At 40.8% G+C, this 14,261-nt stretch carries 14 protein-coding genes; 8 read left to right on the top strand and 6 right to left on the bottom strand.

The genetic code is table 11. The annotated features are described in order from the left end of the window. Positions 1-12 precede the first annotated feature (12 nt). Positions 13-645: an XrtA/PEP-CTERM system exopolysaccharide export protein gene (locus KUL49_RS06560; protein WP_131136749.1), complete on the bottom strand. Its 633-nt coding sequence runs from the start codon at positions 643-645 to the stop codon at positions 13-15. Positions 646-794: 149 nt separating this feature from the next. Here KUL49_RS06560 and KUL49_RS06555 point away from each other — a divergent pair, with 149 nt between their 5' ends. The 8 genes from KUL49_RS06555 to KUL49_RS06520 all read left to right on the top strand — a co-directional run bounded on the left by KUL49_RS06555 (position 795) and on the right by KUL49_RS06520 (position 9,556). Continuing rightward, positions 795-2,207: a TIGR03013 family XrtA/PEP-CTERM system glycosyltransferase gene (locus KUL49_RS06555; RefSeq protein ID WP_131136748.1), complete on the top strand. Its 1,413-nt coding sequence runs from the start codon at positions 795-797 to the stop codon at positions 2,205-2,207. Between the two features lie 2 nt (positions 2,208-2,209). Continuing rightward, positions 2,210-3,049 (top strand): XrtA system polysaccharide deacetylase, encoded by an 840-nt coding sequence (locus tag KUL49_RS06550; protein WP_131136746.1) that lies wholly within the window; start codon positions 2,210-2,212, stop codon positions 3,047-3,049. Between the two features lie 41 nt (positions 3,050-3,090). Further along, on the top strand, positions 3,091-4,563 hold the full coding sequence (gene xrtA, locus KUL49_RS06545) for an exosortase A (protein ID WP_131136744.1): 1,473 nt from the start codon (positions 3,091-3,093) through the stop codon (positions 4,561-4,563). A gap of 50 nt (positions 4,564-4,613) precedes the next feature. Beyond that, positions 4,614-5,783, top strand: a complete 1,170-nt coding sequence (locus KUL49_RS06540) for a hypothetical protein (protein ID WP_131136742.1) — start codon at positions 4,614-4,616, stop codon at positions 5,781-5,783. Between the two features lie 97 nt (positions 5,784-5,880). Continuing rightward, the gene (locus tag KUL49_RS06535) at positions 5,881-6,915 is read left to right on the top strand and encodes a hypothetical protein (RefSeq protein ID WP_131136741.1); all 1,035 of its coding nucleotides are present in this window, start codon (positions 5,881-5,883) and stop codon (positions 6,913-6,915) included. Further along, positions 6,908-8,398, top strand: coding sequence for an oligosaccharide flippase family protein (locus KUL49_RS06530; protein ID WP_131136739.1), 1,491 nt, complete (start codon positions 6,908-6,910; stop codon positions 8,396-8,398). The genes KUL49_RS06535 and KUL49_RS06530 overlap by 8 nt, the downstream gene beginning before the upstream one ends. 86 nt (positions 8,399-8,484) lie before the next feature. Next, complete coding sequence (locus KUL49_RS06525) at positions 8,485-9,156, top strand: AGE family epimerase/isomerase (protein WP_165477887.1); 672 nt, start codon at positions 8,485-8,487, stop codon at positions 9,154-9,156. Beyond that, entirely contained in the window at positions 9,149-9,556 is a 408-nt protein-coding gene (locus KUL49_RS06520; RefSeq protein ID WP_131136736.1) for an AGE family epimerase/isomerase, read from the top strand. Before KUL49_RS06525 ends, KUL49_RS06520 begins: the two co-directional genes overlap by 8 nt. Here the strand turns inward: KUL49_RS06520 and KUL49_RS06515 are convergent. Genes KUL49_RS06515 through KUL49_RS06495 form a run of 5 tightly spaced genes read right to left on the bottom strand, consistent with a single transcriptional unit; the run spans position 9,490 to position 14,248 of the window. Then, positions 9,490-10,575, bottom strand: coding sequence for a hypothetical protein (locus tag KUL49_RS06515; RefSeq protein WP_131136734.1), 1,086 nt, complete (start codon positions 10,573-10,575; stop codon positions 9,490-9,492). The genes KUL49_RS06520 and KUL49_RS06515 overlap by 67 nt on opposite strands. Positions 10,576-10,580: 5 nt before the next feature. Next, positions 10,581-12,128 carry an MBOAT family protein gene (locus tag KUL49_RS06510; RefSeq protein WP_131136732.1) on the bottom strand — a complete coding sequence of 516 codons (1,548 nt, stop codon included), beginning with the start codon at positions 12,126-12,128 and terminating at the stop codon, positions 10,581-10,583. Then, positions 12,128-13,246, bottom strand: a complete 1,119-nt coding sequence (locus tag KUL49_RS06505) for a glycosyltransferase (protein ID WP_131136730.1) — start codon at positions 13,244-13,246, stop codon at positions 12,128-12,130. The genes KUL49_RS06510 and KUL49_RS06505 overlap by 1 nt, the downstream gene beginning before the upstream one ends. Then, positions 13,243-13,638, bottom strand: a complete 396-nt coding sequence (locus KUL49_RS06500) for a hypothetical protein (protein WP_131136728.1) — start codon at positions 13,636-13,638, stop codon at positions 13,243-13,245. Before KUL49_RS06500 ends, KUL49_RS06505 begins: the two co-directional genes overlap by 4 nt. Positions 13,639-13,645: 7 nt before the next feature. After that, complete coding sequence (locus KUL49_RS06495) at positions 13,646-14,248, bottom strand: glycosyltransferase family A protein (RefSeq protein WP_131136727.1); 603 nt, start codon at positions 14,246-14,248, stop codon at positions 13,646-13,648. Positions 14,249-14,261 lie beyond the last annotated feature (13 nt).

Genomic DNA, 14,261 nt, shown 5'->3' with positions numbered 1-14,261 from the left:
ACTGCTTAATAACTAGAACCAAGCTTCTGGGATAATCACGATATCACCAGGCAACATATCAACGTTTTCTGAGATATCGCCATCTCTAATCAGATCATCTATATTAATTTCGAAGGTCTTTTGCTTACCGTTCACAACCCTCACGAGCTTTGCATTGTTTCCATCTGCAAACTCAGTAAGCCCGCCAACGGCTATCATTAAGTCAAGCAGTGTCATGTGCTCAGAATAACTTACCGCGCTGGGGTTTGTGGCTTCACCAATAACGCGTACCTGTTCACTCAAAGGACCTGTGAAGTTATTCACGCTTACTGTAACTCTTGGGTTGTTTATGTAAGTAGAAAGTTGCTCTTCAATCTCTCTGGCAAGCATCGTAGGCGTGCGACCTGCTACATCAATGTCTTCAACCAATGAGGTAGTAACCTTGCCATCGGGTCGAACAATGAAATTGCCCGACACTTCTGGGTTACGCCACACAAAAATAGTTAACGAATCACCCGGACCTATCAGGTACTGGTAATCATTTACGTCGGTAGTTAGAGAAGGTCGTGTGGTTGCCTCGGGCAATGCCGTTGTATTACTACAACCATTAAGACCAAAAAATAAAATGGGGGCACAGCATGTCATTAGCGTTCTAAAGCGGAACATAAGAGATCATCCTACACTCATTATGGTTAATATATGACTTTTGTCGTTTACCCTACGGGAAATGTCACTATAATGCCAACATCAATTGTAGTCTATTGGAATAAATCCCTTTATGATGGGAAAAACGCCGCAGTTTTAGGGGGCCAGGGGTGGCAGTAAACAAGCGCAATCAGAATAAACGCTCAAATATACTAGTAATTACAGAAGCGTTGCTCATAGCTTACATGGGCTATATTTCTCATTTTATTCTCACGCAGATCGGAATGTCGCCTAACGTTTCCGTTGAAAAACTCGTAATCAACGTGGGAATGCTCACTGTTTCTATATTGCTTTGTTCATTGTCAGTCGGCTTATATGAAGCCAAATTGCGGGAAACTTTTCGCGGAATTATTCGCCGAATTTTTGTAAGCGTGGGTCTTAGCTATTTTCTAGTAGAAGTATTGAGCCGTGCTTTTTTCGACGATTTAGTCATGGACTCTTATTTCTTACCTGCCTCGGTATGCTCAATAATTATTACTCTAGTCGTTTTTAGGTATTTCACAAATAGGTTAGGCCTACTGGGCCTTGGAAAAGTTCGCATTTTGGTACTGGGAGCAGGGGAAAGAGCTTCAATCATTGAAAAGCGTATGCGCAGAGATGTAGATAGAATTGGTTTTGAGCTTATCGGGTTCATCCCAATTCCTGGAGACAATCGCGAAGACGGAATTCGAAAAGAGAAGATTATTCATCTTAAAATAGACGAGAGTTTTCAGCAATTCATTGTAGATAATGAAATTGAAGAAATCGTTATTGCTTGTGATCAAAGAAGAGGCACTTTACCCGTAGAAGTACTTTTTGACTGCAGGCTGAGAGGAATTGAAGTTACCGAGCTTTTAGATTTTATGGAGCGAGAAACGGGACAAATTGTAGTAAATTTGATGTACCCTAGCTGGGTTATTTACTCAAACGGTTTTCAAAGCCAGAACTACTTACGAGATGCGTTAGACTATACGCTTAATGCGATATTAGCATTTTTCATATTTCTCTTTGTCTGGCCAATAATGCTTACAACAGCATTAATAATTTATCTAGATGACGGCAGAAGAACGGGCGTGTCGGTCTTTTACAAACAAGAACGGGTTGGATTGAACGGTAAGCTTTTCAAGATCATTAAATTTAGAAGTATGCGACCTGACGCGGAGAAAGATGGAGCTAAGTGGGCGAGCAAAAATGATGATCGTGTAACCCGCATTGGCCACTTCATTAGAAAATACCGTGTTGACGAATTACCACAGCTTTTAAATGTGTTTAAAGGTGAAATGGCGTTTATCGGGCCTCGTCCAGAGAGACCGCAGTTTGTTGAGCAGCTTGTACGCGAAGTGCCGTATTACAATCAGCGTCATAACGTTAAACCAGGTTTAGCTGGCTGGGCGCAGCTCAATTACCCTTATGGCGCCAGCGTAGAAGACTCTATGGAAAAGCTTAAGTTCGATCTTTATTACGTAAAACACCAAAGTTTGCTGTTAGATATTTTGATACTTATCCGTACTGTTGAAATTGTACTGTTTGGCAAAGGACGATAATTATGAAATTAGATAATCGTCTTAATGCTATGACAGTAGATGTGGAAGACTATTTTCAAGTTTCTGCCTTCGAAGGAGTAGTTGATAAGAAAGATTGGGATAGTATTAGTCTTCGTGTTGGCGACAACACTAACCGCCTAATAGATTTGTTTGCTGCTAATAATGTTAAATCGACATTTTTTACTCTTGGCTGGGTGGCGCAGCGCTGTCCAGATGTAATAAAGAGAATAGTAAGCGAAGGTCATGAGCTGGCGAGTCATGGATTAGCGCATCAACGCGCAACCACAATGACCGAGCAAGAGCTTTACGATGATATTAAGCAAAGTAAAGATATTCTTGAAGATATAGGCGGTGTGGGTTTAAAAGGCTATAGAGCGCCGAGTTTTTCTATTAACGATTCGAACACATGGGCTTATGATATTTTAAAAGATCTTGGCTTCGTTTATTCGTCTAGTACTTATCCAATCAACCACGATATCTATGGTGTTCCAGAATGGCCGCGCTTCAAGTACGAGCGTGACAATGGCCTGATAGAGATTCCGATTCCAACAGTTCGCAAGAAAGGAACTAACATTGGAATTGGTGGTGGTGGCTATTTCCGCCTTTATCCTTATTGGTTATCTAAACGCCGTATCACTGAGTTCATGCAATCTGAAAGTGCTCCATACAGCTTCTATTTTCATCCTTGGGAAATAGATGCAGAGCAACCGAAGTTTTCAGCCGCGCCCTGGAAATCTAAGGTTCGTCACTATATCAATCTGTCAAAAATGGAAGGGAAGGTAGATAAACTGCTTAAAGACTTCAATTGGGTAAGCATGTGCGATGCTTACGACATAAAGTAAGCCTTTAAAATTTATAAGAATAAAAGGGCAGGGAATTGCAGATGAACGATGACGAAACGCAAGATGAGATGAAGCAAAGCTTAGCGTGTTTTTCTTTTGCCAATAATAAACTGTTTTATATTTCAAGCCTTGCTTTGTTTGGTTTGTGGTTAGTATTTTGCTGGCAGGGGCTTACTACCGTAGTTGAAATTTGGTACGGAAACGAGATCTTTAATCATGGCTTTTTTATTGTACCGGGTGCTTTTTACCTTATTTACTTAAAGCGCTTCGAGTTAGTAAGTAAACCCATACAAACAAGTTCGCTAGCGCTTATCGTTATAATTCCTGCATTGTTGCTTTACGTTATTGGAGTTGCTGGAGATATTCAATTGTTTCTCCACGCTGCAACTTTTACTCTTCTTCCGGCACTTATTTGGCTAATAATTGGTTCGGCAGCAGCTAAAACAATTCTATTCCCGCTAGTATTCATGCTGTTTAGTATTCCTGTGGGCGAGCAACTTATTCCCTATCTTCAGGAAATTGCGGCTGATGGTTCTGTAGCGCTATTGCGCTTAACGGGAGTGCCGCTTTTTAGAAGTGGCTTGTATATAGAAATACCGCAAGGACGTTTTTTGGTAGCCGAGGCCTGTTCTGGCGTAAGCTTCTTCATTGCTAGTTTTGTTATAGGTAGTTTGTATGCTTACCTGAATTTGGTTTCAGTGAAGCGCAGAGCTGCATTTGTCATTATTTCCCTAATTTTCCCCATATTAGCTAATATTATACGTGTGTATGGCACTATTCTTATCGCGTATTGGACCGACATGGAACACGCCGCAGGGGCCGACCACCTTATTTATGGTTGGTTCTTCTTTGCGTTTGTAATTTTGTGTTTGTTGGGTATTGGAGAGTTGTTGAGGCAACAAATTGAAGAGGGAGTTGTCGCAGAAAAGGACGGCGTGCCGAGGAATGTGAATATTTTCACAATTGCTGTCTCTGTCATTGCGATTGTCTTCTCTTTTGTATGGCAAAACGCTATTTTAAGTGAAGATACCCCGATGAACCTGCCAAGCTCTACTTTGCCTTCTAGTATGAATGATGAGATTTGCTCAAGAATAAGTTGGGAGCCCATCATTGTTAAACCGGATGCGCTTGAAGAAGCTTATATTCAAGGTTTCGATTGCAACGTAAAAGCGTACACTGCTTGGTTTAGTGAAAAAGACAACGAACTGGTAAGTGACCTGCATAGGTTATTTGACCCGGAACGCTTTTCGCTTGAAGGTGCAGAGCAGATTGAAGTGAAAAACCTTACATTTACTGTTTACCATATTGTTTCCACTCAGGGGGAAAGATTGAGTGTGGTTAGGTGGTATCGAATTGATGGCAAAAACTATGTCAGTACTATAAAAGCGAAGATTCATCAGTTAAAGAACAAACTTGGTAATCAGCACAGAGGTGGACGAATGTGGGTACTCGGTATCGACGATGCTGACTTGGAAAATATTAGTAGCGTATTAGAAAAAATAGTTGGGCAGTAGTTATGATCTTAGCTTTTGCTAGACGCTGACTAGATGGAGTTTTATGTAATATGACAGCTAGTTCCACCTTTTCAACAAGCGTGTTTTCTTCCGCCTTTTCGATATTGCTACTCATTTTTGTTACGGCAGGCGTTTTTACTTTTCCTGCATATAGTATTGTTTTAGTGGTCGCTATTGTGAGCTACTTAGTTGCATTACGGTTTATGCCATTTTTATGGCTTTACGTGCTTCTTTTTATCACGCTAGCTATTAATCTTGCGCCATGGACCGGTCGATATATTGTTGACGAGCTAGACATATTTGTCGCGGTAACAGGTGCATTCTTTCTCTTTCAGCTAAAACCCAAGTACAAGGTTTCCAAACAGTTTTATATTGCAACTGTGTTGGTTGTTTTTTGCTTTGCAACGTCTTTCGACACTTCTTGGTTTAATGTTTTTTCGCCAGTTTACGCTAACTTCTATGTTACGCCCTTGAACGGTTTTATCATTTTTAAGGGGCTACTTTGGGCGCTTCTTTTGTCGTGGATTTTCAATCAACAACGAGTTGAGTCAGAAAAAGAAGCATATAAGCACTTATTCTTGGCAAGTATAGTGGGAGGCTTAACACTATTCGTAGTAATAATGTGGGAGAAGCAGGTACTTGTAACACTTTTCTCTACCACAGATATTTACACCAAAGTTAATACTTTTTTCAACTTGAGCTCAGCTTATCGCACAACAGGTATCATAAGCGGTATGCACACAGGAGGAGAGAGTATTGATGGTATGTATTTGTTTCTACTTCCTCTTACTGTCGGGGCTTGTTTTTTCTTCAAACGCTACTGGCTAAGGTTTATCGCGTTAGCTGCTGTGGTAGGCGTTATGTATGGCGTTTTAATGGGGTTTACGCGTGCGACTTATGGTGCAAGCTTTATTGCCATCACAATATTATGCTTGATGTGTTTTATACAGAGGTTTCGAGAAAAAGCGCAGCTTGAGCAGCAAGCCAAAGGTTACACCAGCGCAACGAATTCCTTGTTGATGTTCGCAATTGGGAATGCCATTGCTTTTTCTCTTTTGTTTTACTCTGTTTACACGCTTCATCAGTATGCAGGTTACTATGCGGAGCTATCTGCTGGCCTAATGTATTCGCTATCTATTTTCATGGGTAGCAATCGAAAAGTGCCTCTGGTCGTGAGAGTAGCAATTGTAGGAATTGGGCTGTTTTTTTCTTTTTCATAAACATTGACAGCCTCGAAAATAGTCAATGGGTTGATGCGGGAAATGTGTCTAGTTCAAATGTTCATAGCGCTATCGGTGGGTGTGTAGTTGCTTTTGTTTGTTTTTTTATTTAGCGTTAAAACGTTCAGTGCATGTTGGAAGAATTGGAACACAAACCATAGTGCTCGTGCTTGTAAGTATACTTCTGGCTGCCGCATTTTCCGGCGCAAGAATAAATATTCGAGCAGAAACTAGCGAGCGTGACTTAGATACTCGGTTGTCACACTGGCAAAGTATAATTGAAAGTGGAAACTGGAATGGATTAAACATATTCTTTGGTCATGGTTTGGGAAGCATGCCTGCAAACTATGCCCTCTCGGGCGCTGCTAAGCTCGAAAAAATAGGTACTTTTGCCATTGATAAAGATAAGAGCATACTAAAGATTGTTCCCGGTTCAGATTTAATGCTTACTCAACGCTTAGAAGCCGATTCGCAAGGTGCTTATCTGTTAGAAATATCTTATCAGGCGAATGAAGAAGTAAATATTGAGGTAGGTTTATGCCGTCGAAATATGATTATTTTCGAGTTTTGGGCGCATGGTTGTGGGAATATCGAGAGAAGAGCATTACCTATCACAGTAGAGAGCGAAAGCCGCAGATTTATTGTTGGATTAACAGCAACTAAGGATGGCTTATATTCTTTGCCCGCAGCACTCACCATTAAAACAACAACGGGGAGTGCTCCACTTAGCATTGAGTCTATCTCTTTACTAAACACATATGGGCAGGAATTACTGCGTAATGGAAATTTCTCTGAAGGACTCGATTTCTGGTTTTACTATTATGATTTTGAGCATTTAGCATGGCATATTAAAAATCTTTATCTAAGTTTTGCTTATCAGTTTGGTGTCGTTGGATCCTTGTTGATTTTTGCACTTATCACTGCAGCATTTATTGGGTTTTACAAATCTGAACAACTGCTAAGTTTACCATGCGCGATGTTTACTGCTTTTTTAGCAGGCCAATTCGCGTTTGGCATATTCGGTGACCCAACCGACTCGGCTCGAACAGGAATGTGGTTCTTCTTTATGCTGTTTGGTGCAATGGGGCCTGCAACGTCACTGGCCAGGCGGGAGAGTCAGGTCAATGTCTAATGCCAATCGCGTAGTCAACAGTGCATTTTTTTCGGTTGCGGCTAAGCTGCTGGGTAAAACGCTCGGCTTAATCAGCACCTTTGTTGTTGCGCGTATTCTAGCACCAGAAGACTTTGGCTTTGTTGCTATTGTAAGCATGACTTTGTACTTGTTTGATATTCTTTCTCATGCAGCAAGTGAGCAATACATCATACAAAAAAGTACCGTTACACATTTGGATTTACATACGGCATGGTCGCTAAACTTGTTGCTAAAAGTAGCTATTGCACTCGGTATTGTTATAAGCGCGCCGTTTATAGCAGGCTTTTTTGATGCTGTTCATTTAACTGACGCCATTAGGATGAGTGCAGCTATTCTTCCACTACACGCATTAAAAAGCCATAAATTCATGCTGTTAAAACGGCAGTTGCGTTTTAAACCATTATTTTGGCTCTCATTGTTGGAAAGGCTGTTAGCCTTGCCAGTTTTAATTTCACTTGCGATTCTTTTAGGTAACTACTGGGCATTTCTGGCTACCGATTTGTTAGTTGCACTATTTGGTTTTGTGTTGTCGTTTGTTGTGTTAAAAGGCACGCCACACTTTACCCTTAAACACATAAAAAAACAGTGGGTGTTTTCTCAGTGGATGCTAGGAAAGCATTTGCTAGGTTATGCGCGCTCACAAATAGACACCTTTGTTGTAGCCAAATGGTTTAATGTTAGCATGTTGGGTAATTACCATATGGCCCGCGATTTAGCCATGATGCCAGCCCATTACTTGTTAAACCCGGCTATTGAGCCGCTACTAACAGTGTTTAAAAATGACAGAGATAACCAAGCAGAGCTGCTTAATAATGTCGCGTTTTCGTTATTAGTAGTGTTTGCTATCAGCATTCCCTTACTTACTGCCCTAGCGTTTTACGCAAAGCCAATTGTGTATGTGTTACTTGGCGAGAGCTGGCGCCTTGCAGCTGAACTTTTACCCGTGCTGTCTATTCTGTTCTTTTACTGGTGCATTGTTCAGGTACTGGACGCCGCCTTAATTGCGATGGGCAAGGTACAGCTTTTGTTTACATTCGATTTGTTATCTCTTGCCACAGTTGCCCTGGCACTTGCGTGGTCGGTTAACCACGAATATGGTTTAATTCAATTGGCTTGGGCGCGGTCAATTACGGGGCTGGCAATGGCGCTGATATTGCTTGTTTGGCTATATGCTGGCTATTGGCGATTGTTAATGCCTGTAGCGTTACATTGCGTTGTGATAGCAGGGTTTAGTGGTGCCGCTATTGCGCCTGCCTGGTTACTAGCAGGTGAGCCGTTTCCGAACGAGCAAGTCACTCTTTGGCAATACTTTCAATCGGCCATAGAGCTAGTTTTGTTTGGATTGGTGTACACTTTGTTGTTTGCCTTACTCCTCTTTGTTAGTAAGCATTATCATCTGGTTAGGCTAAAAAGATTGGTTTTACAGCATTTGCCCACAAGCTGGCTTAGAACAATAAAATGATACAAAGATTGCTCGTACCTATAATACTATGCTTGCTCAGCTTTATATTATTTGGGTGTGACGCTGCAAGCAAACAAAAAGGTCTAATGCTTAGACCTGAATTAGCCAAAGTGCAGATGTTCCAATTAATAGATCCCAGAGTCGATTGGGCAGATAAAAACAACAACTACATGGTTCAAACATTCGATGCCGAATGGCAAGTTGTGCCTACCGGCTCTATTGAGTTGTACAGCCAAGCCAGGCAAGTTTACTTGTTTGCAAAGGGATACGATATAACTCAAGAGCGGCGTTATTTGCAGGCAATGGTGGCGAGTGCCGATGTAATGCTTGATTCCATGTACAACGATACTAAGATATTTTGGCATTCAAGTATATCGCGAACTAAAGCCGGTGAAAGGGCCGGACCTAAACCGTACAGCACGTCATTCGCTATTTTTGCGATGGCACATGCTTATAGAGTTTCGCAAGACAAGTACTATTTAGATGCCGCTCTTAAAACTTGGATGCTTGACGAGGTTTCGATAGGTTCAACGCTTGCCAGAGCGACGCAGCAGGCTGAGTCAAACCCTGCTATCAACAATACTTGGTCACTCAATCCCCTTATGCATTTATTCGAGGCAGTACTGATCTTGCATGATGCAACGACAAGCCCGAGTGTGTGGCAAGATATAGAATCTATTGCACAGTTTATTGAAGACAGTCTAATGCAAGAACAGGGCTTATTTACTTCATCTAGGCGCGGATTAAGGCTTGGATAGCCATTTTAGAGTCGTAGCAGATCGCCTTTATACTTATGCAATGAAAACAGGTTGGAACGACCAAGTAGGGAGCCTTGCTGCGAGAAGCGATTACGACGGTAAGCTTATTGTTCCAGATCCTGTTTGGTGGGCGCAGGCCGAACTAATGCGTTTGGCGGTCTATTCAGCCAGTAAAAATGATGATTTCGACTACAACGCTAGCATTTTGTCAAAGAGTATGGCCTATGTGGTAAATGAGTATGTAGACCAGTTTAATGGAGGCTGGCTGAATAAGCCGCAAAGCAAACGCTCGCGGAAACAGTTAAACAAGGTTATCGGTTATCATGCTGCTGCTTACAGTGCACTGCAAGATCTCGGAGTCATCGAACGGATGAGTTTATCACCTAATTTTTCATTGTAGTGTGCCGGTTCCCAAAACCATGATAGAGGCTCAACTTGCTTTGCAGTAGGGTAGGGTTCATCGGTTATCCCTTCAATTTTGCCAAAGTCATAAAAATGCTCGCCCAGTTGATTTTTAGCAACAAACGCGTTGATATCTGTTTTCCACATAGTTAGATCATCGTTAAGCTCAGCCTCATCGATTATCTGATAAAAGGAGTCATGTAAAGGGTTAACAAACAATGTTAACTTAATTGAGTTAGCTTTTGTGTAGTCGATGATGGCCTGTAATGCTCTGAAGTTGACATTAGCCTCAAAAGAAACAGGCTCGTATGCTTTGTTGTGTAAGATATCTTTAAGCATACTTTTTGTATGTTCGAAGATTCTGTGTGGACCTTCTACTTGTGTACTGTTCGCAAGCTCTAACGCTGGGTTAAATCCTTGTTCAGTTCTATTTGCAGAAGAGTCTCGCTGCAAAAGCAGAGTTTTAATACTACTGGTAGTTACATCGAGTGAGAGTAAGGCCATGTATTTGTCTTTTAACTGATGAAACCAGTAATCTGGGTTGGGTTGCCCATCAATAAAAAATAGCAAGCTGTCCTGCCCGCCATAACTAAAATTGGAGCGTGGCGACCGGCCTTTTTCTTGAATGAAGTCAGTGAAATCCAGGCTCATTATAACTCGTTCTACTTTGTCATTTTGTCGCAGCACATTAAGTGCAAAAGCCACTTGCATTTCTACCGATGCGCCAGGTATTCCCAAATTGTAAGTTGCTGAACTCAAGCAGCGATGTGTTGGGTTAAACCCCATCTCAATGCGAGAATTACCGACTAACAGAGTGTCTATTTTTTGGTTAAGTGGATGGTAGGTTTTTGCCTGCCGTATGTAGTTGCTGATATCTGCTTTAATCGCGTTAATACCCTCTATTCTTGGACTAGTAAAAACAAGATAGGGGTTTATGAAGTAATTAATTGTTGCAACACTTACCAGCAGTATGAGTGTAAAAAACGCGACCAGGGTTACATAGCGATGAATAGTCATAGTAGTTAAAACTGAAAATAGAGAAACTCGGAAATCTGACCCAATGTCAGAATTCCGGTAGCCAATAAACATGCTGTGCCAATACTCCACGAAAGCGAGGGTTTCCACACAGCGTTAAGAGCAGGGTTTTGCATTGGGAACGCACCAGGTTTTTCAAACAGAACACCATTTTGCTTGCTAAACATTTGTGCTGAATTTGGCAGTACGATTGCAATAAACGCCGCTAAAATCACCCAAATTGTATTACCCATCAGTAAACTGCCGCTGCCTTCACCAACTCCAATGCCCAACTCGTTCAATACATGTCTTATCTTACCTAACCTGTAAGCAATTCCAGAGGGAATTGTTGCACCATTTTTGCCTAACATAGCAAGTACGATGTCATTTGCTCGTTGCAGTGAGGGCGCACGAAAATAAACCCATGAGAATACCACTGCGACAAAAGTAATTAACCAGCTAAAAGCAAAATACCCCCGCGACTTAGGTGCCCAGTTTAACGCTTTTAAAACCCATCTCCAGGCATGATTTATTACCAAATAGAAACCATGTAGCATTCCCCAAATAACAAAGGTCCAGCCGGCCCCGTGCCAAAGTCCACCCAGGAGCATGGTTAAAAATAAGTTTCTATAGCGTTGGAATGAGCCGTTTTTATTGCCCCCTAGTGCAATATATAAATAGTCGCGGAGAAAACGGGACAGTGTGATGTGCCAGCGCCGCCAAAACTCTACGATAGAGGTAGACTTGTAAGGCGAGAAAAAATTAACGGGTAGTGTAATGCCAAACAGTCTGGCACAGCCTATGGCCATATCTGAGTAGCCGGAGAAATCGAAATACAACTGGAAGGTATACGCTAACGAAGCGCCCCAAGCTTGGATTAGGTCAACGCTGTCTTGAGTGTCGAATGTAGGGCTCACATACACCGATAAACTGTCGGCGATAACCGTTTTTTTAAAAAAGCCTAATGCAAAGATACTAATGCCAACCGCAAAATTAATCAGCTTTGGTGACAGATTTTCTTTTTGAAAAAACTGCGGCAACATCTCTTTGTGGTGAACAATTGGCCCGGCGATGAGTTGAGGAAAGAAGCACACGAATAATGAATAGTGTAAAAAGTTGTATTCTTTACACTTGTCGTTGTATGCGTCGACCAAATAAGAGATTTGCTGAAAAGTAAAAAACGAAATAGCCAGTGGCAGGATGATTTTTTCTGTATTCCAACCAACATCTAATACCGCATTAACGTTACTGATGAAAAAATTGAAGTACTTGTAATAGCCGAGAAGTCCGAGATTTAATACGACGCCCGCAACTAACCAAGTCTTCTTGCGCGTAGTGCTAGCGATGCCAATTCTTCGACCCAAAAAAAAGTTAACAATGATGGATGCGACGATAAGGACTAGGTAAACAGGGTTCCAATATCCATAAAAATACAGCGAAGCGAATAGCAGAAAGACGAGCGCGATTTCAACTGATAGTCGTTTAGCCAATACATAATACGTTAAAACGGTAATCGGCAAAAATAGGAAAATGAATTCGAATGAATTGAAAAGCATTATTCATTACCCGTCAAAAGTTTATCGTACTGAGTAATGAACTTGTTTACGAAAACATCGAGTGTGAAGTTTTCTTCAACACTGCGCCGAGCATTAACCAGTAACCGATCACGAAGTTCAGTTTCGTCTATTAAACGCACAATATTACTCACCGCTTTTTCAACGTCGCCAACGGCATTGAGTAGTCCTGTTTTATTATCCTCTACTGATTCGGGAATGCCGTCTACATCGGTACTTACTATTGATACTCCTTTTGCCATAGCTTCTAGGATATTCATCGGAAATGCTTCTTTTTTTGATGTGCAAACAAGAAAATGCAAAGCTTCTAAAGCTTCGGCTGGGTTATCGACAAAACCATGAAAAACAAAATGTTCAGTTAACCCTGCATTAGAGATTCTGTCTCTCAATACCTTTTCTCGTCCTGAACCAGTCTCCTCTTTACCAAAGATATCAAAAACACAGTTATGTCCTTTGACAACTAATGCTTTCGCAATCTCAATAAAATCCTCATGGCCTTTTCTTTCTTGAAAATTGCCAACAATGCCAATGTGAAGAGTTCCATTCAATGTTTTTGGTGTGAAAGTAAACTGATTTACATCAATACTATTATGAATAATCTCAATAGGAATATTATTATAGAAATTTTCCAGACCAGTCCTACTAGGTCTCGATATAGACTCGCAACAAAAAACGTGACACTCGGGTTTTTTTAAGTGCTTGAAAAACCACCGCAATGCATCTTCTGAATAGGGAAAGTGATGATGAAATAAAATTTTGACGTTACAAATATAAGCAGCTATCGCTGTAGCCCTGTATGCGACGGGGTCTACCGTATGGATCACATCAATATTATTTTTCTTAAAAAATGACATAAGCTTTAAAGTTGAAGAAAATGTCTTTAAGATGTTATTGACTACTAAATCATTGAACTCAAAGGCATGTGTTGTTACTCCGTAGCGCTTTGATAAAGCACTAAACTCTATATTTTCAGGAGCGTGAAGCAGGTACAAGCCAAATCGTTCTTGTTGTTGTAAACCCTTGAAAAGAGATTCACTAACTCGTTCGCCACCGGCTAACGAACTACTACTATGGACGAAAAGGATATTGATTTTTTTCATTTTTTTATTCTTAGTAGCCACTTAACTGCGCAAACGAAAATCGTTTTGTAGTAAGAAAGGTTCTGTTTGTAATACCTTAGGGCTTTAAAAAAATAGGTAAATGCTTCTTCTTTAAAACCTTTGTTCCAAAATATGCTATAACCTATCCCCCAAAATAGTTCATCAGCAATTTTTTCATTTAGTATTGAGCGTTCTTTTCTTGTAAGGTTTGTAATTGCCTTTGCTGTGTCGATATAGGATTCTATTAGCTGGAGATTTTTGGAAACTCTCTCTGTTATGTCGGCCGTGGGATGTGTATCAGAAATATTTGAGTCGTGAATGTAATATCGAACAGTAACTTTGTTTACATAAGCTAGTTGGAATTCTTTTTTTATCGCGGCTGTTATAAACATTCTGTCTTCACCGATACGATGAGGTGAAATTTTTTAATGAGTTAAACACATCTTTCTTGATAACACTACACTGGAAACACGCTTCAATTCCAAATTCTATTGAGTAGCATGCAGTTCTAATATCATCGAAAATATGGAGAAGGTCATGTTTACGAGTATTCAGTGATAGAAACGGCTTGGGTTTCTGGTGTTCAAAAAAAGAATTGTCAGCAATTGTATTGCGCGTCTCATAGTCCAAGCGAGTTAATGCCGAATACACCCAGTCGATCTGGGGATAAGTGTTGAGGTAACTCACTAATATTGATAAGTGATTTGGAAGCCACTCATCATCACTATCGTAAAATGCTATATAATGACCTGTAGCTTTTTCAACGCCTGCCTGTCTCGCCGCGCCAGGGCCTTTATTTTCTTGTTTAATTACTTCTGTATTTTGACTTATATCTGCTAGTAAGTTTTCTGCAGTTTGGACTGAATTGTCAGATGAACCGTCATCAACAACTATAAGTTCCCAGTTTGTAAGTGTTTGTTGTTTAATGCTTTCGATAGCAAGCGCTAAAAACTTTTCCCTATTATAAACAGGCATCACTATACTTACGAAAAAATTAACCATGTATGTATAGCTC

This window comes from Alteromonas sp. KUL17 (genome assembly GCF_006538305.1).
Classification (GTDB): Bacteria; Pseudomonadota; Gammaproteobacteria; order Enterobacterales; family Alteromonadaceae; genus Alteromonas; species Alteromonas macleodii.
The sequence above is the reverse complement of the archived record's forward strand: the minus strand, read 5'-3'. Positions and strand labels throughout refer to the sequence as shown.

Coding starts and splice junctions, on each gene's coding strand:
- KUL49_RS06510 (WP_131136732.1), bottom strand. CDS start 12,128: ATGCTTTTCAATTCATTCGAATTCATTTTCCTATTTTTGCCGATTACC.
- KUL49_RS06560 (WP_131136749.1), bottom strand. CDS start 645: ATGTTCCGCTTTAGAACGCTAATGACATGCTGTGCCCCCATTTTATTT.
- KUL49_RS06525 (WP_165477887.1), top strand. CDS start 8,485: ATGCTTAGACCTGAATTAGCCAAAGTGCAGATGTTCCAATTAATAGAT.
- KUL49_RS06500 (WP_131136728.1), bottom strand. CDS start 13,638: ATGTTTATAACAGCCGCGATAAAAAAAGAATTCCAACTAGCTTATGTA.
- xrtA (WP_131136744.1), top strand. CDS start 3,091: ATGAACGATGACGAAACGCAAGATGAGATGAAGCAAAGCTTAGCGTGT.
- KUL49_RS06515 (WP_131136734.1), bottom strand. CDS start 10,575: ATGACTATTCATCGCTATGTAACCCTGGTCGCGTTTTTTACACTCATA.
- KUL49_RS06540 (WP_131136742.1), top strand. CDS start 4,614: ATGACAGCTAGTTCCACCTTTTCAACAAGCGTGTTTTCTTCCGCCTTT.
- KUL49_RS06530 (WP_131136739.1), top strand. CDS start 6,908: ATGTCTAATGCCAATCGCGTAGTCAACAGTGCATTTTTTTCGGTTGCG.
- KUL49_RS06550 (WP_131136746.1), top strand. CDS start 2,210: ATGAAATTAGATAATCGTCTTAATGCTATGACAGTAGATGTGGAAGAC.
- KUL49_RS06495 (WP_131136727.1), bottom strand. CDS start 14,248: ATGGTTAATTTTTTCGTAAGTATAGTGATGCCTGTTTATAATAGGGAA.
- KUL49_RS06505 (WP_131136730.1), bottom strand. CDS start 13,246: ATGAAAAAAATCAATATCCTTTTCGTCCATAGTAGTAGTTCGTTAGCC.